General features: G+C 55.1%; 15 protein-coding genes and 6 pseudogenes. 11 read left to right on the top strand and 10 right to left on the bottom strand.

Translation table 11 applies throughout. The features are described 5' to 3' along the window. A pseudogene (locus AMR74_RS19905) lies at positions 1–269 on the top strand (IS6 family transposase); the annotation flags it as partial. On the opposite strand, the pseudogene AMR74_RS18150 reads toward AMR74_RS19905, so the two are convergent. Beyond that, positions 250–1521, bottom strand: a pseudogene (locus AMR74_RS18150) (PAS domain-containing protein); the annotation flags it as partial. The pseudogenes AMR74_RS19905 and AMR74_RS18150 sit on opposite strands and share 20 nt — an antisense overlap. 115 nt (positions 1522–1636) lie before the next feature. Between AMR74_RS18150 and AMR74_RS16765 the strand changes: the two are divergent. The 3 genes and pseudogenes from AMR74_RS16765 to AMR74_RS16755 form a co-directional block, all read left to right on the top strand. Beyond that, positions 1637–2296 (top strand): annotated as a pseudogene (locus tag AMR74_RS16765) (hemolysin family protein); the annotation flags it as partial. A gap of 180 nt (positions 2297–2476) precedes the next feature. Then, positions 2477–3346 (top strand): universal stress protein, encoded by an 870-nt coding sequence (locus AMR74_RS16760; RefSeq protein ID WP_053773201.1) that lies wholly within the window; start codon positions 2477–2479, stop codon positions 3344–3346. Between the two features lie 1061 nt (positions 3347–4407). After that, positions 4408–5415, top strand: coding sequence for an IS110 family transposase (locus AMR74_RS16755; RefSeq protein ID WP_053773200.1), 1008 nt, complete (start codon positions 4408–4410; stop codon positions 5413–5415). A gap of 352 nt (positions 5416–5767) precedes the next feature. On the opposite strand, the pseudogene AMR74_RS18145 reads toward AMR74_RS16755, so the two are convergent. From AMR74_RS18145 to AMR74_RS16745, 3 genes and pseudogenes are all read right to left on the bottom strand, one after another. Beyond that, a pseudogene (locus tag AMR74_RS18145) lies at positions 5768–6031 on the bottom strand (5'/3'-nucleotidase SurE); the annotation flags it as partial. Between the two features lie 334 nt (positions 6032–6365). Further along, a complete protein-coding gene (locus AMR74_RS16750; protein WP_053773199.1) occupies positions 6366–7247 on the bottom strand; it encodes a M48 family metallopeptidase in 882 nt (293 codons plus the stop codon). A 193-nt stretch (positions 7248–7440) separates the two neighbouring features. Further along, a complete protein-coding gene (locus AMR74_RS16745) occupies positions 7441–7797 on the bottom strand; it encodes a HalOD1 output domain-containing protein (RefSeq protein ID WP_240471239.1) in 357 nt (118 codons plus the stop codon). Positions 7798–8019: 222 nt separating this feature from the next. On the opposite strand from AMR74_RS16745, the gene AMR74_RS18135 reads away from it, so the two are divergent. Both AMR74_RS18135 and AMR74_RS16740 read left to right on the top strand, forming a co-directional pair. Beyond that, positions 8020–8472 (top strand): zinc ribbon domain-containing protein, encoded by a 453-nt coding sequence (locus tag AMR74_RS18135; RefSeq protein WP_077152459.1) that lies wholly within the window; start codon positions 8020–8022, stop codon positions 8470–8472. Between the two features lie 2 nt (positions 8473–8474). Continuing rightward, complete coding sequence (locus AMR74_RS16740) at positions 8475–9083, top strand: TetR/AcrR family transcriptional regulator (protein WP_053773198.1); 609 nt, start codon at positions 8475–8477, stop codon at positions 9081–9083. Between the two features lie 53 nt (positions 9084–9136). Here AMR74_RS16740 and AMR74_RS18130 read toward each other — a convergent pair whose 3' ends face one another. The 4 genes from AMR74_RS18130 to AMR74_RS18865 form a co-directional block, all read right to left on the bottom strand. Further along, complete coding sequence (locus AMR74_RS18130) at positions 9137–9952, bottom strand: ABC transporter permease (protein WP_082356922.1); 816 nt, start codon at positions 9950–9952, stop codon at positions 9137–9139. After that, entirely contained in the window at positions 9949–10776 is an 828-nt protein-coding gene (locus AMR74_RS16735) for an ABC transporter permease (protein WP_053773197.1), read from the bottom strand. Before AMR74_RS16735 ends, AMR74_RS18130 begins: the two co-directional genes overlap by 4 nt. After that, the gene (locus tag AMR74_RS16730) at positions 10773–11687 is read right to left on the bottom strand and encodes an ABC transporter ATP-binding protein (RefSeq protein WP_053773196.1); all 915 of its coding nucleotides are present in this window, start codon (positions 11685–11687) and stop codon (positions 10773–10775) included. Before AMR74_RS16730 ends, AMR74_RS16735 begins: the two co-directional genes overlap by 4 nt. Positions 11688–11760: 73 nt before the next feature. Continuing rightward, entirely contained in the window at positions 11761–13233 is a 1473-nt protein-coding gene (locus AMR74_RS18865; RefSeq protein ID WP_139043057.1) for a hypothetical protein, read from the bottom strand. Between the two features lie 598 nt (positions 13234–13831). Between AMR74_RS18865 and AMR74_RS18125 the strand changes: the two genes are divergently transcribed. The 3 genes from AMR74_RS18125 to AMR74_RS16720 all read left to right on the top strand — a co-directional run bounded on the left by AMR74_RS18125 (position 13832) and on the right by AMR74_RS16720 (position 15966). Further along, complete coding sequence (locus AMR74_RS18125) at positions 13832–14194, top strand: winged helix-turn-helix domain-containing protein (RefSeq protein ID WP_082356921.1); 363 nt, start codon at positions 13832–13834, stop codon at positions 14192–14194. 7 nt (positions 14195–14201) lie between these two features. Further along, positions 14202–14618, top strand: coding sequence for a hypothetical protein (locus AMR74_RS16725; RefSeq protein WP_139043056.1), 417 nt, complete (start codon positions 14202–14204; stop codon positions 14616–14618). Positions 14619–14967: 349 nt separating this feature from the next. Beyond that, positions 14968–15966, top strand: coding sequence for an IS110 family transposase (locus AMR74_RS16720; protein WP_053773194.1), 999 nt, complete (start codon positions 14968–14970; stop codon positions 15964–15966). A gap of 230 nt (positions 15967–16196) precedes the next feature. Here AMR74_RS16720 and AMR74_RS16715 read toward each other — a convergent pair whose 3' ends face one another. After that, positions 16197–17162 carry a transposase gene (locus AMR74_RS16715; RefSeq protein WP_077152457.1) on the bottom strand — a complete coding sequence of 322 codons (966 nt, stop codon included), beginning with the start codon at positions 17160–17162 and terminating at the stop codon, positions 16197–16199. Positions 17163–17357: 195 nt separating this feature from the next. Further along, positions 17358–17894: pseudogene (locus AMR74_RS16710) on the bottom strand (IS5 family transposase); the annotation flags it as partial. A gap of 26 nt (positions 17895–17920) precedes the next feature. On the opposite strand from AMR74_RS16710, the gene AMR74_RS16705 reads away from it, so the two are divergent. Then, entirely contained in the window at positions 17921–19021 is a 1101-nt protein-coding gene (locus AMR74_RS16705; RefSeq protein WP_053773192.1) for an IS630 family transposase, read from the top strand. Between the two features lie 8 nt (positions 19022–19029). Continuing rightward, positions 19030–19239 (top strand): annotated as a pseudogene (locus AMR74_RS18120) (IS1595 family transposase); the annotation flags it as partial.

Here is a 19239-nt window from a genome sequence, read left to right as displayed (position 1 = left end):
GGTTTCTCACCGAGCTACACCGGCGCTATCAGCTGAATAACGTCGAATTTCTCGTCGATGACGCAGACTATCTTGGATCAGTTCTTGCTGAAGACGGGTATCGATTTCAAATCATTCGACATGGAAATCGGAATGCTATCGAACGTGTCTTTTGGGAGATAGAACGACGAACATCATCATTTGCGAATAGTTTCAGCAATGTCGCGCTAGAGACAGCTCAAAACTGGCTCGAAGCCTTCGCCGTCTACCACAATTCACGCCAAACTTAACGCGACCGCGTGACCTGGCCGAGACATCGCTTTCTGCCATGACCGCTTGGAGCTCCTGGAGTGCGTCTCGCTCTCGCTCCAGTTGCCGATTTACCTCGCTTTGTTCGGTCACGTCTCGAGCGACAACGAGCACCTGTTTGCCATTTTGACTCTGGAACGGAGTTATCCGGACGTCGAATGTCCGCTCGCTGGTCCCGACCGCGACATCGAGTTGGAGGTCTGAATCGTACAACCCGGTGGACCCACCATCACTTTCGATCTCGTCGAGCGTCGATTCGACTACTTGGGCAAATCGCGTTACACCAGAATCACTAACGCGGTCACCAACAACCGTTTCGAACTGTTTTCCCGTGAGCTGAGCCGATTGATCTCCTGCGAGTAACCGCTTTGTAGCCGTATTCGCGAACTCGACGCGTTCCGTTTCGTCGAGCATAAACACGATGTCATGGATGTTCTCCAGAATCGCATCACTGCGCTCTAGCTCCAGTTTCCGCTCTCGCTCGGCAGTAACCTCACGTGAAAAGACGGTCAAGCCGCCGTCATCTGGGAATGCTCGCACTTCGACCCAGTAGCCGAACGGCTCTCCCAGGTGCTGTTCGAACGATACTGGTCTACCAGTCTCCATCGCCGTTCGATATTTATTTTCAAGTTCCGTCCCAACAATTGACGGAAACTCTTCCCAGATGATTTCTCCGACGACCGCGTCCTGGTTACAGCCGACTCGATCAGCCATTTTTTCGTTCATATACTCGATGCGCCAATCGCTATCGACGGCGTAAATCGCGTCAGTTGCGCGTTCAAGTGTCCGCCGAAAGCGGTCAAACATCTGTCCGGCGACTTCCTCTTTACGAGCCGCCTCGGTCAGGGTCTGTATGCGGCGGCCAAGCAGCTTGAAATTGTTCTGCTCGGCATGGATCGGAATATAATCAGAGACGCCAACTTTCGTCGCTTCGCTTGCGATTTGCTCATTGCCTCTACCAGTAAACAAGATGCTCGGCAGTTCGTCTCGTTCGGCTCGTAACTGCTCCAAGAGATCAATTCCAGTTCCATCTGGTAGTGAATAGGAGGTGACCACACAATCGATAGAAGAAATGGCTAGTTCTTTGAGAGCAGCCTCCGCAGTGTCGACAGCCGTAAACTCAAAACTGGTGAAATATTCGAGTTTGGTTTGAACCAGCTCGGCAAAGTCAGCATCGTCATTTACATACAGCACGTGAATAGGTTCGGATACCTGACTATCCATATGACGCATTATCTAATATAAACAGAGTATTCTAATCAATTGTTTGGACCAATTCTCGTTCGCGATATCTGAGCAAAGACAGCCGTCTTGGAACTATCTTTTTTCAATCGAAGCCAACACATTAGCTATCTCCAGTGATGCGACCGTTGAGGAGGCAATCCAGAAGTGTATCTCAAGTGGTCACGCGGACCTACCAGTTTACGATGGGTCGCTAGACAGTGTGATCGGTGTCTTCGACATCCGTGACCTGCAGGATTCGAACTACCACACTTTCGACGACCTCGACGTAGAGGACGTCATCGCCCCAACGCTCCACATCCCCGAGTCGAAGAACGTCGACGCGCTCCTCTCGGAAATGCGCGAGAAACGGATGCAGATGGCTATCGTCGTCGACGAGTTCGGTGCCACTGAGGGCCTCATCACGATGGAGGATATGACCGAGGAAATCGTCGGCGAAATACTGGCGGGTGACGAAGAAGATCCGATCGAATTCGTTGACGATGACACCGTCCTCGTGAACGGTGGGGTTAACATCGAGGAAATCAATGAAGCGCTCGACATTGTACTGCCAGAAGGCGAAGAGTTCGAGAGTATCGCGGGTTTCGTATTCAACCTTGCGGGCCGCCTCGTCGAGCAGGACGAAGAGTTCAACTACGAGAACGTCACGCTCCGGGCCGAACAGGTGGATGACACACGTATCCAGAAGGTCCGGGTAACTGTCGACCGTGACACAACCGAATCCATCGAAGAGGAGACGCCAGCAAGCGAGGGCAATCCCGAGTGACCGGGAATATCTTGAGCGCCCGAGTTAATGTGGTTGATATTTCCAGTGAGCTGTTCAGCAGGTGAGACCAAAGACACGGGGCTGTCGGTTGGAAGTGGGAGTGCGAGTAATCGGTAGCCACGCTCTGAGGAGGAGTGAAAACCATTAGGGGACCGGGCAAACGTACCTTGGTAAACGACCATGTACGAGGACATTCTTGTCCCCTTCGACGGTAGTGAGGGCGCAGCCGAGGTACTCCATCACGCCAGCGAAATCGCTCACTGGGCCGACGCGACAATCCACGTGCTCTACGTCGCCGATACGAATCGTGACAGTGTTACGGTCGTTGAGGGGCAGACTGTTGACGCACTCGCACAAGAGGGGGAAGATATCGTCGAGGAAGCCACAAAGACGTTGGATTCACTCGGGGTACCCTCCGAGACCGACGTCGTTCAGGGTGACCCGGCCCCAACAATCGTTGAGTACGCCGAGCGATACGACCATGATCTGGTCGTGATGCCGACTCACGGTCGTGAGGGGCTCTCACGATATCTCATCGGGAGTGTTTCCGAGAAAGTCGTTCGACTCTCTTCGGTTCCAGTCCTCACAGTCCGTATGCAGCCCGACGAACAACTGACGTTCCCATACGAGGACATCTTGATTCCGACCGACGGGAGCACCGCAGCGACGCACGCTGCCGTACATCTTGCCGAGCTTGCAGCGGCACTGGATACAACCGTTCATGTACTGTCTGTCGTGGATGACTCCGCACCCGGCCCGGATGTCCGGTCGACGGTTGCCGGGAACGAAAGCGAGCAGGCCGCTACCGACGCTGTTGAGACAGTCGTCTCGGACGCCGAGACACACGGGGTAACCGATACTGTCCGTCATATCGAACACGGGACGCCTGCCGAGGAGATTCTCGACTGTATCGAATCGAACGACATCCATGCCGTTGGGATGGGGACAACAGGAAAACGGGGAACGGATCGTATTCTTCTCGGGAGTGTGGCCGAGAAGACTGTTCGCTCCGCACCGGTCCCCGTCATGACTGTCACGAAACCGGAGTGATTCGGTGGCTGGTTGAGCCGGTCAGATCAAAATCGTCCAGTAACGGGGGCAATCTGAACAGTAAAATTAGATCTACGAGGCTCTTCTTGAACTCAGTGAAACACTACTATCCGTAAATTGATAAAATATCCCGTGATGAATACAGAGCGCATAGTCATCGCTGCCCCGTATCTCTCAATGAGTGTACTGGCTAGGTACTGCTGAGACTCTCAATGAGTGTGGTGAGCGCTGGTGACTCGACGTATGAGTGCGTTAGTGAAAGCGGTGTCATACTTACAGCCCTATCAATGAGCGCTCTACGGTCACTGGTCTCGGCATATCGGTCTTGGTGTTGTGCGGCCTCGTGGAGTGGGTTCTCGTACCCATCGACGTGCGGCCACGTCTTGTCGGTTAACTCAACCGTAGTACCGTCCGTGTCTGCCTGACTAGCGTCTCGATCTGGGACGGATTCGTGGTATCCGTGCGTTACCTGAGCGTCGTCGGACTCGTATTCGACACGTTGGTCATAATCAGCGACGAGGCGGGTGAGTCGAACTGGTGGTGATGGACAATCGACTGGCGCGTTGATGTTCATAAATCCAAAATCTGTTGATACGTCTGTTGATGGGAGTTGCTCTATAAGTTGTCGCGTAATTCTGGCTGGTCGGTTAAATTCGTAGTCCTCTGCCGGGCAGCAGTGATAGTCCTCTGAGTGATAGGCGGAGACCGCGCTCCCTACGGGGACCCATTCGGTTCCTGCAAAGCGCGTCGTGGAAACAGGAAGCCCTACCCTCAAGGAGCGAGCCGCGAACGCGGCGAGCGAGTAGGGTGGGGAGGAAGTCACGCCAGCAACGACGAACGCTCCTGATGGGATGTAAGCCTGCTAAGTCCCCAGCGCATGGAGTAAGAATGGGGTGGTAAAGGCCGATGCTACACAGGCGTCTTCGAACGCGTGCTCTTGATTGGTCTACGTGCCAAGGAAGCCGCATCATGGGACGCCGCCCGTCTGTCGGTCAGACAGACGGGCGGCAAGCCCGAATAGGTGTGTCTCTACTCCATGCACTCCCACTCCAGAGGTCACCATGCACTACCTCGGAATCGACCTTCACAAGGACGAATCACACGTCGCTGTTTTGGACGACGATGCCGAGGTTGTCGAAGAGATTCGCGTCACAAACGCGAATCTCGATGACGTTGCCGAAGAATACGCCGGAGCCAAAGCTGCGATCGAAGCAACCAGCAACTACTACACGGTCTACGACACCCTCGACGAACATCTTGACGTGGTTGTCGCAGATCCGAGCCAAACCAAGGCGATTGGCTATGCTGAAGTGAAAAACGACCGGCTCGACGCGAAGTTGCTCGCGCAACTTCGCCGAGCCGGCGTGATCGCTGAGAGTTACGTCCCGTCCGAGGAGCTCCGAGAGCGCCGCGCACTCGTGCGCGGCCGGAAGCGATTAGTTGAGAAACGTACGGACTTCAAAAACGAAGTCCACTCTCTCCTCGACCAACACGGGATCACCTACGACTGGGATCCATTCAGTGTGAACGGGCGAGACATCCTCGCCAGCGAGGATGTCTCGCTCGGTGTAGTCGGGGATCAGCTGATGGAGTCGTTCCTCTCGATCATCGACGAGTTAACCGCTCAAATAGAGGAACTCGAGGAATTGATTGAAGAAACCGCTGCGTCTCTCGAGGAGACGCAGCTGTTGATGACGATTCCGGGCGTGAGTTTCTACTCGTCGCTGCTGATCACCTCGGAGATCGGTGAGATCGATCGATTCGACGAAGCAAAGCAGGTGGTGAGCTACGCAGGATTGGATCCGGTCGTCCGCGAGTCAGGCGACTCGCGGACGGAAGGATCGATCTCGAAGCGCGGAAGTGGAGACTTACGCTGGGTCCTCGTTCAGTGTGTCCAAACAGCGGTTCACCGGTGTAACGATCCATATCTTGGCCGGTTCTACGCTCGGTTGAAGCAGCGAAAGAACCACCAGATAGCGATCGTCGCAACGGCGCGAAAAGTGCTCGTGTCGATCTTCCATATGCTGGAGCGTGAGGAGGTGTATAATCCACCAGAGGTGAGTGCCTGAGGGCCGCCGACTCGGCGGCCCTCATCGGCCGGTCGCAGCGGGTGTGAGCCACAGCCAACGCGTTCACGTTCTGACCGCCCTGCCGGCTGGTTTCTGAGCCATCACCGTCCCTGCTTGTAATTTCTTCTCGTGACCAAGCTCGGTATTGATCCCGGCGAAAAGTATAGTATCGCAGACGTGGTTTGTTGAGCTAGCAGGCTTTCATAGGTGTGTAGCACATTGTTGATGTAGAGCTGTCCTACGATTCTACGATGGATTGGCTCAAACTATAGTCCGGTCGTTAGTCAATCATACGGATAGTTTCTGGCCCCAGTCCGCTCCGGAGAACCGTATCAACAATCTCCTACGGAAGAGCGACGACGAAATCGAATCCGGTCTCGACGCCACCACCAAGACCGAATGCAACGCAATCAGCGGGTGTCCCAGTCAACTGATACCCCCACGGATGATCAGCGAGTGTGACACTTCCATTGCGCGTTCGGCCAACGCCACTTTGATTTTCAGCAGGAGCGATGACCGTGACGTCGCCAATCGCCGTTAATTCTTCATAAAGCGATGCAAGACCCGGTGCGTCGATCCCGTCGTCGTTAGTCAGGAGAATACTTGGCTGACTCATATGTTAGTGGTTATCCGTCTCTTTGCTCATCAACGTAGTTATCGATGAGTTTCTCTGGAGCTATAGAGATAGAGATGTGTTGGCGGACCAGTCAGGCATACGTTTGATACGCGATAAAGAGCGCAATAGCGAGACATACGACACCGAGTCCACGAATGAGCCACATCCAATGGTCGGAGAGTGAGTCGTGTTTGTCTGTGCCGTAGTCACCGCGACGTCGACGGTTCGGGCCAACGAATACGGACAGTCGGAGTGCTGTTTGTGGGGCGACAATCAACATAATGCCGAGCAGGACGCCGAGAACGACTGCGAGGAGTTCGCGGACCCCGGGCATCTACGAGCGGAGCCGCTGGATACGCTTCTCCATGGGCGGGTGCGTGGAGACGATTTGTTGGAGGAAGCCACGGTCAGAACTGGAGATACAGAGTGCGCTCACCTGCTGATCAACGTTCGCGTCGCGGGAGCGCTGCCTCCCCCGCCCGCGGCCGCGCCGATTAGCCGACCCACGGCCGCGCTGAGCACGTCCAGCCGACTGTTGGGCCTGCTCGTTGCCCTGATGAATTTTCTCAAGTGCGCGAGCGAGTGGCTCACCCTGCCCGATGACATCCCTGGCGTCGGCGTCGGCGACGTATTCACGGTACCGGGAAATCGCGAGCACGAAGATCATCACGACGAACTGGACGATGTTCCCGACGACGACAGCGAGGAAGAAATCTGCGAGGTCGTTCTCGCCAGTGAATAACACGATGTACTGCGCAACGATAGCGACGATGGATGCGATGCCTTGACCGAGTTGCATCGTGATGACGTCGCGATTGTCGATGTGGGCGAGTTCGTGGGCGATGACGCCTTCAAGCTCGCTCCGGTCAAGCAGTTGAATGAGTTCCTGAGAGATGACCACGGTTCCGTTTCCGCGGCGACCGACCGCGAACGCATTTGGAACGCCCATACTGGCGATTTTCAACGACGGTTTCTTCATCTCCTTCTCTCGACAGACGCGCTCAACGAACTGATGAATCTCTGCGTATTGAGTCTCAGGCAGGTCTTCGGCCCCGACACTCCGTAACGCGGCCCACTTGCCGACTTTATACTGGAATCCGACCAAGAGGATGCTGCCGACGATGGCAATCGGGAGGATGCCCTCGCCGAACGCGACCATCGCTGCGGCGACGGCCACGAGGTAGAACCCCGCGAGAAGTGCACCGACGACGGCCATCCGTATTTTGAGTCCAAAATGTCGCATGTGAGTTATGTTGTAGAGGTGGTCTCGAGAGTATACTCAGTTTCGGGGCTGGCTGGTCCATCAACCCGATTCAGTCTTCGGGGTCCGACTGTTCGATCGAGTCCGGCCGTCAATTCTGTATCGGGTCTGCTGTTCGCGGTGAGTCTATGCATGTATGTGTATGTGATTAGTCAATCGCGTTACGTTCACGGTCAGCGAGGCTGACCGAGAGTTGCCCGTCGCTGTGGACCGAGACGACACACTCGGAGAGAACGAACTTGACCACTCCAGTCGATGGCGTCGAGGCTTCGTCAGCTCCGCCGAACAACTGACTGAGCGCGAACGCATGCGTCCGATCATAGCGGGAGGCGACTGCCGAACGGGCATCGCCGGTAACGGTCGACACGGCGTCGGTGATGGCTTCGTAGAGGGGTGTCTCATTGCCCCAGCGAGCCACGTAGCGGCCGTGCCACGATGCTGTCAATTCGTCAGTGGGCCGAGATTCATCGGTCATTGTGTATTCGGGCGTTTCGGGTTGCGCCACACACATACTGAACGTTCGGTAAGTATTAATGTTTCCCCTCATACCACGTGAGAGTAGGTCGCCTCAAACCTGACAATATTCTAAACCACAACTCTATATCTCCCGAATATACGGCTTAGAATGGTTTATTCGGCTATATTGAGTACACCACATCGTGCCTCTGTCACTGGCCTTTTCAGTTAGACGAAGGTTTTAACACCTACTGAATGTTTAGTCAATAGCATGCGACAAGTCTCACTCAGAAACAACCCACTACTCGCTGCGCTTCTGGGGACAGTAGTCACCGGACTTGGCCACTTCTACCTCCGGCGCTGGCTGAGAGCGCTTGGATGGTTAGGACTCATCGTTGCTGCTTCAGTTCTGTTCGTCCCCGAGTCAACGATAACCGCGCTTAGTTCGGGTACGCTAACCGATCCATTCTCGATTCTCCCAATAATCCTGATCAGTGCCGCTAGTGCCCTTGACGCGTATCTCATCGCGAAAGTTAGAAGACAACCCGATAGATTCCAAGCAAACACTACTGTCGGGTCAACAGGGGCTGATGAATCTCCAGCCTGTCCTGCCTGCGGAAAGCCGGTCGATCCCGATCTCGGATTCTGCCACTGGTGTACAACCGAATTCAACGTTGTCGACGTCACCAAACTGGAACAAATCGACGAGAACCAATCGGACTGACTATGGCTTCTGATTCAGCTAAACAACACTGGAGCACCGCCGAAGAAGAGATTATGGAAGCCACCTATCGAGCACTACTCAAGCACGGTTACGCCGACCTGTCGATCTCCCGAATTGGCGACGAACTCGATAAATCGAAGGCTTCTATCTACTACCACTACGACACGAAAGACGACCTTCTGGTCGCGTTTCTTGAGTTCGCCGTCGATAGATTCGAAGAGACGGTCGAGACAGAGACAGGCCACGAACCGCCAGAGGATCTCGAGCACGTCATTGAGAAGCTCCTCCCGCTTCAGCCCGACGAGGAGCAACGACAGCTCCAAGCGGTGCTCGTCGGCCTCCGTTCCCAAGCCGTGACGAACAAGGTATTTCGCGAGCAATTCACGCAGATCGACGAACGACTGGCAGCTACCGTCCGGAGCATCGTCGAACGTGGCATCGATGACGGCACTTTCCGTGATGTCGACCCGTCGCGGGTCACGGAGCATATCCTAGCGACGGTCAACGGCGCGATGTACGGTCGCGTGACGACAGACCGCAAAAACGCTGCGGCGGCAGCACGCGTCTCGCTGGCCTCGTACATCGACTCCGAACTGAGACGTACTGTGTGAGTACACGCGACGTCATGTCACCGATGGTGGACTGCCGAATCCAAAGGAGGATGTCAGAGGTCGTCTTGGCGGAACGAAAGGAACCCGCCAATCACCGGAAGTACGGCCCACCCTACAAGAGCGAGTAATGCCACCGCTGGTGTCACGAAGTCCGCAGACGAGTCTACAACGGCAGCGGGGATGGTCCCGGCATCAAGTACCTCTCCAAGCACATAATTGAACGATGTATTCGGACCTATGAAACTTACAAGCGTAACCCACGTGTCGGGCTCTCCGGATGTCGGACGGAAGCGAAAGAGGACTGTTTCTGTAAGATTGACAAGTACGGTCCAAAAGAGGGTTAATCCGATGTACGCACCGAACGCCGCAGCGATCACCCGACGCGACGTTGATAATGCCATCGAGAGTGCAGTTGCGATCCAGAGGAACGTTGCCCCATACACGATTGACATTGCTGTGAAGCCGACAAAACGAGACGCGGAGAATGACGGGAAAAAATATAGAAGAATAACACTGGCGAGGAGGGCAGCGACTGCAATGACAGTGGCGAGCAGCGTCGTTCTGCCAACAAGTTTGCCGACGATGAGACCAGCTCGTGAGTGTGGCATTGACAGCGACAGCACAGCAGTTCCCGACTCTCGTTCGCCGATAATAGCCTCATAGCCAAGGATGATCCCTGCGAGTGGGACCAGCAGGCCAACACCAGGTGCAAGAAGGTCGAGATATCCCTCAAACTCTGGATTACCGAGTTGGATGAGCAAGGCTGCGAGCCCTCCAAACCCAAGGAAGAATCCAGCGAAGAGTGCCCATGCCCCCCGCTCATGAATTGCTTTGCGTAGATCGTTTCGCGCGATGGCCTGCCAGCTCATAAGTCCGTCCTCCGGAACTGGAGGTACCCTCCAATCGACGGCAGGATAATCCAGCCTACTAACAGCCAGGCAGCCGGTCCACCCTGTAGATACCACGGCCCGGCGGAGCCGAGAGCCGCCCCGCTAGTGAGTTTGTTTGGACTCACGTACGTGTCCAAGACGCGTTTGTACAGCATGCTAGGCTCCGCGCCGTGGACAAAGACGGCCCAATTGGGAAGTTCGTCACTTGCCAAGTTCAGGTACTCCAACCCCTGTAGAAAGAACCCAGTGAGCTGCGGCCATCCGACGACGAAGAGGAAGAACAACCCGAATGTGAACACAGTCGCTCGGCGAAGTGATGCGGTCAGTGTCGAGAGTGCCATTCCGACCGCAAGAAACGCAAATCCGAACAGGAGGGTCGCGCCCAGATAGCTGACGAGCCTGTTGAGCGAAACACTCCCGAACGGATACTCGATGAGTGCGGCGCCACCGAGAACACCGACCGTAATCGCCCCGAACAGGACAACTCCACGCCCGATCATCTTGCCGAACACGATATCCGCTCGAGAATGTGGGAACGACAGTGTGAGCGTCAAGCGGCCCGCGGCTCGTTCTCCGACTACCGCACGGTAGCCGAGCAACAGCCCGAACAAGGGAACGAGAAACAACGCGACCCCGCGAATGAACCCATCGTAATCAGTCATCGTCGGGTCGGACGTCGTCGTTGGAACGATATACCCGCCAAACACGAAGATCAAGACAACGAACGCGATGCCGGCCTTCCCCGTTCGGCTCCCTATCAGGCTGCGGATATCCTTCCGGGCCACAGTCAGCCATCTCGTCATTCACTTCTCCGTGTATATTCGACGAACAGGTCCTCAAGCGATGCCTCTTCGGTTGTCAAGTCGAGCACCTCGACGCCGCGTTCGTCCAACGCAAGCAGTACATCCATCTTTGCGCCTTTCGCACACGTGACCGCGAGCCGGCCCTCGTCGGTGAGCCCCGCTTTGTCGACCTCGTCGAGTGCTTCAACCGCATTGATATGTGTGTCTTCGAGCTTATCGGTCGCGATGAGAAGTCTCGTCTCACCGCCGGCCATATCCCGCAGTCCGCCGATTGTGTCGACGGCTGCAAGCTGACCCTGGTGCATAATACCAACGCGATCGGCGACCGCTTCGATCTGTTCGAGAATGTGACTCGAAAAAAAGACCGTTGCTCCTCGCTTGTTCTCTTCGAGGATGATTTCACGCATCGACCGTGCACCCGCCGGGTCAAGCCCTGATGTCGGCTCGTCGAGAATGAGGAGATCTGGTTCACCGACGAGTGCCATCGCGAACACCATGCGCTGGGTCATCCCCTTTGAGTAGCCCTCAGCGGCACGGTCAGCTGCCTCAGTAATGCCGACTCTGTCGAGCAAATTGAGTGGTTCGCCGTCGACGCCCTTGGATTCCATCGCGAACTGGAGGTGCTGACGGCCTGTGAGACCGGAGTACACACCATACCCGTCCGGGAGGACCCCCATGTGCTCGCGTGCTTCGACACTGTCCGTTTGACAATCGGCGCCGAATACTTCCAAGTCACCGGCAGTCGGACGAATATGGTCTAGTAGCATGTTAATCATTGTCGACTTTCCGGCGCCATTGTGGCCGAGAAAGCCGAACACTTCACCCTGTTCGATTTGTAAATCGACGCGATCGACGGCCGTGAAGGAACCGAACCGCTTCGTAACGTCCTGAACTTGTATTGCTGGTGGCATTATCTGAGTATCCTTGATGAGGCAGTTATCAGACTACTCAACGGACCAGCTGGCAAGCCATCGTTGATGCTCATTAGTTTCGCCACCGATACACTCCGATCCCAGCCCCGACTACCACGATCATGAGGAGACCGATTGCTAGCAGCGGGGAGCCACCTTCTTGATTGCTATCTGACTGAGATTCGATGGTGCCGATATCAACGGGGAGCGTGCTGGACACCCGCTGGCCGTTGATGGTGTACTCAACTTGAATCGGGATCTGGTCAAGATTCGACGAGGCGTTCACCGTCGCTTCGAACGTTTCGAACTCATTTGAGTCGATGTTGTCAATGAAATATTCTTTTGTCGGCCCAACGGGCGTTACGCCATCTGTGTTAGCAGCACTGATCAGAACCGAATTCACCTGTGCAGTGCCGACGTTCGCTGCCTCACCATTGATGGTCAACGTTCCCCCGCTCCGGGTGATTCCAACATCGGTTAGTGCAATCGCAGAGGTTGGCGCCGGAGAATATTTTGAGTACCGGAGACTCTGCTGGATGGTCTGTCGGTCTGTCCCAGCGGTGAACGTTGCCACAATCGTGATGTTGCCGGCTGGAATGTCGTTATCATCCAGAGTGGCATTTCGGGACCCCTCGCCCGGAACGTTCGAAATAGGGACTCTGACAAAAGTGCGTCCATCATTCACTGCACGGATCTGTACGTCTTCAAGTTCTACGTTGCCGAACTGATGAAGTTCTGTAAGGATGACCGATGAGTCGTTACGAATCCGATTGGAAACATCCAGTTTCACATCACTCGTCGCCGCATCAACGTTGACGGTATCAACTTGAGACACCGTCCGTGTCTTTCCGGACGGAGTATCATATGTAAGTGTCGCGTTGAGTGATTGCTGTCCGGACCGGGAGAACCTCACCCGATACGTGTGGCTGGTTTGGTCTCCGGACGCGATTGAAGCACTAATCCATCGAGAATTTTTGATATCCGCATCACCGTCCAGACGCAATTGGACGTTACGGAGTGGTTCTGTGTTCCCGTTGGCGACAGTTACGTTCACCTGCCGTGTCGCTCCGACGACCGGATTAGAAACCGTGACACCTCCCGTGTCACCAGTCTTTAGTTCAGTGACAGCAATCCCCAAACTCGGTCGTTGTGGCTCGCGCACGTCCACGACGTATTGAGACTGGACGTTAATTACCGTTCCAGAGGTACTCCCATACAGTTTGAGACTGATAGTTTTCTGTTCGGGGTCATTGATTGTCACTGGGACAGATACAGTCATCTGTGACCCAGGCGTCAATTGACCGAGTCCATTTACTATGTGTTCTCGATTGCCATCAACCTCAACGGTGAGATCATTAAGATTCGCCATCCGTTGGCTATTGGGGTAGTTCGAGATTGTGACCCGAAGTGAGAACGGTTCTCCCGCCGTTGGCGTCTGAGTGCTTGCAGTGACATTTGAGATCGCGATTGCAGTCCCACTCGACTGAGCAGATGCAACGGGGGCAGTGACGGCGAATACACTGACCACCAGCATTGAGAGGATCATAAGCGAGGCCACTCGTTCTAAGCGGGAGCGGCTGAGAGTCGTATTATTGCCTCGATTCATTCTTTCCAAGAAATGGTGGTCGATACATACCTGTGTGGTAGATACCGTATCTCGTAGCGCTCATCAGAGATGGATTTTGACATTACACTCATAGGCAGTATTTACTTGGAGTTACTCTTTTGCCGGACTTGAGCCAGAAGTCAGACCATATTGACGCACAATTAGACCCAAATTCAGATAGGAGTCACGACCCAGCAACCGAACTGGACTCCGCACCACTGCTTTCTGACACGGACTTCAGGCCTCTGTTTACCGAACGAATCGACCTCACGTAGTCTGAATGAATTTGGGTGCAATTCTGGTTCAAGTCTGTCTGTAGGTGTGGCGAAATTCGGCAAATAATCTTATCCGCAGGTCTTGGAGTGATAGCTGCTGGAGCATAGTACAATCATAGTAGAATGGGTCTCCTGTTGTTGATAGAACTGGTTCCCTGCTGGCGCAACCTCTTATGAGCGACCGCTTATGCCAATCGGTCCTTACACATCCTACAGATTCAATCCACTCATATTTTTATATTCCTGGTTGTAGTCACACAGCGATGCGTCGGGTTCTCTGGTGGTTGATTGGTGGTTCACGGGGCGGCCGAAATCGCCTTCGCATCATCCTCACACTCCACGAGACACCGATGAACGCAAATCAGCTTTCGGAGAGCTTAGAATTAGACTACAAGACTACCCGCCATCATCTTGACCTGCTCTGCGAGAACGGGGTATTAACCACGATGGGCGACGGATACGGAATGACTTATTTTCTAACTGACCAGATGGAAGAGAATCTGGACATCCTTGAGCAAGTAGCTCGGAAAGCAGATATGACCGAAATATTACCAACTGAATCATCATCACCAGAGGCAGGTGTGAACATGGACTCAGACGGAGAGACACAGAATGAGCGGGAGTAGCATACAGATGAAATTTGATGAGACAGAGACGACCCGACGAACGATTCTATTAGTCACTATAGCGGCGAGTGTCGCACTCGGAGTGACACTCCTTGTCTGGATGCTCTTAGAGCAACCGTTCTCGGGAGAACATCTCATTCGAAATCTGTTTATCCTAATAAAGGTGTTCGTCTCGATCTTCACCGCAGCGATTCTTCTCGGAGTGGCAGTAACGTATTTCCGCATTTATCGGCGTCTTCCCAATCCGTTCACGCGGACATTGCTGCTCATCAACGTCTCGCTATTGCTGTATGCTATTTGGGCAAATCCTATCGTTTGGGTTGTTTTCGGCGTCGAGCCGACTGGGATTGGCCTATTTACTGTTCTCCCAGACATTTTTACTGCACTCGCTGCGGTCATGCTGTTACAGCAAAGCGGGATGTGATAATTTTTAACAGTTGGAAAACCCGAGTTCAACAAGTCTCTCGGCCTCCTCCGGGCGGTCGCGTTACGTTTGGCGTTGATTGTGATAGACGGCGAAGGCTTCGGGCCAATTTTGAGTGCTGTGTTGACTCGATGGAAACGCTGCTACCCTAGGAGAGCGTGAAACAAGATATGGGGCGCAAGAGACCGACCGCTATTCCGTGCCTCAGAGCACGTCGTGTTGACTGGTCCGTGTGCGAAAGGAGCCGAGTCATGGGCGCTACAGCCCGGATGCCGCGCCCCGCGGCATCCGGGAAAGCCCGAATAGGTGAATCTCTGCTTCACGCACTGGCGTCCCGGGTGAACAAGCTATGTACCTCGGAATCGACGTCCACAAACGGTACGCACAGGTGGCAGTGATGGATGAGGCTGGGAAGATCGTCGAAGAGGTTCGCGTTGAGAACGCGAACCTCGACGAGCTCGCCCAGCGGTACGCCGGCGCACAAGCCGTGCTTGAGGCGACTTCCAACTACTACCACATCCACGACACGCTGTCGGAGCACTTGGATGTGACCGTTGCTCATCCCAAAAAGATCAACCAGATCGCAGACACCGACAAGAAAACAGACCGCGTGGACGCAAAAGAACTCGCGCGGATGCTCCGGTTAAACTCGGTGCCTGAAAGCTACGTTCCAACCGAGGAGGTCAGGGAAGCCCGCGCACTCGTGCGCGGGCGACAGACCTTGGTCGAAAACCGTACCAAGTACGCCAATAAGGTCCATGGACTCCTCTCCGATCACGGCATCACCGAGGACGTGAAACCACTAACCGTGGAGGGACGAGAGTCCCTGCGGGGACTCTCGATCCCGATGCCGTTCGACACGTTGCTTGAGTCATACCTCGACCTGATCGAGTCGCTCACCGAGGAGATTCAGAAGCTTGATGAGACGATTGAAGAGTGCGCTGGGTCTCTGAAGGAGACCCAGCTGCTGATGACAATCCCTGGGGTGAGCTACTACACGGCGCTGACGATCTACGCGGAATTAGGTGGGATCGACCGGTTTGACGGTGACAAGGAGGTTGTCAGTTACGTGGGATTGAACCCGGTGATCCGCGAGTCAGGCGACTCGCGGATCGAAGGGGGCATTTCGAAACGTGGATCAGGGCGTGTACGATGGCTGCTCGTCCAAGCAGCAAACACCGCAGTTCATACGAGTAACGACGAGTATCTGAGTCGGTTTTACGACCGGTTAGCAAGCCGGAAAAACTCACAGAAAGCGATCGTGGCAGCAGCTCGGAAGATGCTGGTATCGATCTATCACATGCTTGATCGGGGAGAAGCGTACGATCCACCGGGTGTAACCGCATAGACGAGGGATCTGAGGGCCGCCGGTCCGGCGGCCCTCAGTGGCCGGCCGAGGCCCTCCGTGAGCGTCAGCTATCGCCAGACAGCGACCGCACCGCAGACACGTTCTGACCGCCTACCGGCTGTGAAAACAGCAGATCCCCAGACGGCGTAATCATTTTGTCGCTAGACGTGGTTTGCCCGGGTAGCAGCGTTTCCATAGGTGAATAGCGAGAGCGTGTCATAGAATCGATCTCATAGCTTCTCACAGCCCGGTTCGTTTCCTCGCTCGTAGTTGGTGATTGCAACAACGAGCCGGAGACACAGCGCAAGGAACACCTCTGTTCGTGCGTGGACGCGGCCTCGGGCGCGAACGTGCCCGAGGCCACAGTCCTTGACTGCGTCGTTGGTTCGTTCGACTCCTGTCCGGTTGTTGTACCTCTCGTCCAAGATAGCTTGCTTCAGTTGAACGTCCTCGCTGTGTTGTTCGATACGGTCTTCGACCCTGTACTCGATGTCTTTCGGGTCGTCGGTGCTTCGCGCGTTGTACGGAGCGACTGGCACGACCCCTGCAGCCAGCAAGTGGTCGTGCCAGTTGAGTGTGTCGTAGGCGCTGTCACCGACCATCCAGATCGGTGTGGCGACGGCGAGCGCGTCACACGTGACGCGCATCGCCGTCTCTTCTGGCGCTTGCTTACTCTCTGTGAACTCCGCCGCAATCGGAATCTTTTGCCCGGTCGAGACGATTGTGCAGCCGTAGCCGTAGTAGTACTCGTCGTCGGTTGGATCATAGCATTTCGACGCGTCTTGATCGGCGAGCATCGCCCTCACGTCAGTTGAATCGATACAGTAGGTCAAGTCGAGCAGGCCGCGCCGGGCGGCCTGCTCGACGAGTCGGTCGAAGACCTCGTTGACGACGTGTTCGAGGTCAGTGAGAAAGCGACCGACCGCGTCTCTCGACGGCGGTGAATCAAAGCCACAGCTGAGCCAGACAACCGTATTGTGGAGTTGTCGTGCAACAGGCCGGATACCGTAGATATCCTTGTAATAGCAGTGGAGAAAGCCACGCATCAGCTCTGGTGGTTCGTGCTCTCGTGTTCGCCCCGTCTTCGTCGGGGCGAACACGTCGAACTCTGTGAGAAACTCAAAGGAGAGATGCTCAAACAACGCAAGCGTCTCTGTCTCCACGACATTGAAGAACGACTGCCCTGTTGAACGCAAGACTGCGTCGGGGTAGGGTCAATAACTCACGATTTCACAGCGTCAAAGAGCGGTTCTTGCGCTCAGAAGATGCAGTAACTGCCGCTGGCGGTGGTCGTCAAAGGGTCAAAACTATGGTACCTTGCCCCCTTGATCAGGTGACGACGGCGATGCCTCTCCCGGATACGTCCGGAGAAAGGGAGCAGGCGGCGAGCCTTAACTCGCCGCCTGCGTCAGGTTATGGATGATACACTTCCGCGTGAGCTCCCGGAACTGGCCGTGCCAGCTCCGGGAGCGAAGCTTCTCGCCGTCGTCTTCCTTCAACTGCGAGAAGCCGGTTTCACTCATCCACCGCTGGTTGTAGTCCTCGTTCATCCGGGCGTTGTGAGCTTTCTGTAACGGTGTCTGTTCCCTGTGCTTGATCAGTGGGCGCGTTGACTTAGAGCGACACTCCTCACGAAGCTCTCCCCACGAGTAGTTCGCGTCGGCAGACAGCACCCGCAGGTCTTCCGCGTTCCGGCGGAAGACCTGCATCCCGATGTGGCCGTCCCACGCCTTCTGCGTCGTAAAATGAACGTCTTTGATCGCTAGGGTGTTCACGTCGATCAATATCGTCGTCTTCATCGACTGGAACGAGTAGTTCGCGCGGTCGCGGTAGTGGTAGCTGGTTTGATCACGTTGAAAGCCGCTTGCGTCAATTGCAGCTTCACCACTCCAGCCCGCCTGCTCCGCACTAGTACGTGAGAGATGTTTTGGAGTTTGAGTGTGAAATGAGAACGATGAGCAACGATCGCCGAAAAGAGGTCGTTCGCCACTTGACCGATGAAGAACTCGATCGATTGCTCTCCGAGGCGGACGATCCGAAGGTCGTCCGCCGTCTCGTCTTCATCAAGAATCTGTACAAAGGGGACACGCTCAAGCAAGCTGCTGACCGAGTCGGGAAGTCAGAAGGAACAGCTACGCGCTGGGCACGTCGCTGGAATGAAGGTGGACTTGGCCAATTGACGCCGAACTTCGGGGACGGACGTCCCCCGAAGCTCGGCGAAGACGAGCAAGAACAACTGCTTGAAATCCTTCGTGAGGGTCAGCCCTGGAAACCACAGGAGATTCAGCACATCCTCAACGAGGAATTCGACGTCGAATACCACCCTGATTATCTGAGTTCGTTCTTGCGCGATCTCGGGTTATCGTATTCGATTCCCCGGACGAGACGTCCTTCACGACCAGATGACGCTGAAGACATCCTCGACGAGCGCCTGGACCAGGCGCTCGCCGAGGACCAAGGCGAAGAGCCACACAACAAGGAAGAAGGCGATGAGGACGGCGGCTGGACGGTGGACGACGATGTCTGTACGGATGGTGGTACTGTCGTCGGATTTTTCGACGCATCACATCCCCAACCGTGGGATAATTCCCACCGGATGTGGTACGTCGATGATCCGCATATCGACCGACCGCTGGTTCGGATCGATGAACCAGCGGTCGGGTTCTATGCACTCAACGGTCAGAGCGTGGTTAGTTTCCCTGAAGATCAGACGAAAGAACGGATTTGCGAGTGTCTCGAAAGGATACGCGAGCAGAATCCCGGCAAGCGGATTCTGCTCGTGTTAGATAATCTGTTCTCGCACACGTGCGAGCACACGCGCAAGCGTGCCCATCAACTTGGAATCGACCTCGTGTTCCTGCCGGTTGGGTCGCCTGATCTCAATCCAATCGAGCAGGTCTGGAAACAGTTGAAATGGGAACTCTCACCGCTAATTGTCGAGAGTGCGGAGGAGTTCCGCACTCTCTTGAGTGATGTTTTCGAGCAGCTGACTAACCGCGTGAGCTTTGCGAAAAACTGGGTCGCAGAGTTCCTTGATCTCCAGAAATTATTCTGAGTACTACCGAAGCGCTCGACGCGCCGTCACTCGATCTCCGTGGCCCGGTTGAAATTGACGAGTTCTACGTCTCTGCCGGCTTGAAAGGCCGCGAGCGCGACCGCTGGTCGCGCTCTCGCGGCCTCTCACGACGTGGACGCGGAACGTATGACCAAGACAAACCACCCGTGTTCGTCCTCGTGGATCGCGGCACCGAGCAACGGTACGTTGTGCCGGCG

Origin of the sequence: Halorubrum tropicale, assembly GCF_001280455.1 — an archaeon.
Taxonomy (GTDB): Archaea; Halobacteriota; Halobacteria; order Halobacteriales; family Haloferacaceae; genus Halorubrum; species Halorubrum tropicale.
This window is presented reverse-complemented; position numbering and strand designations above follow the sequence as displayed.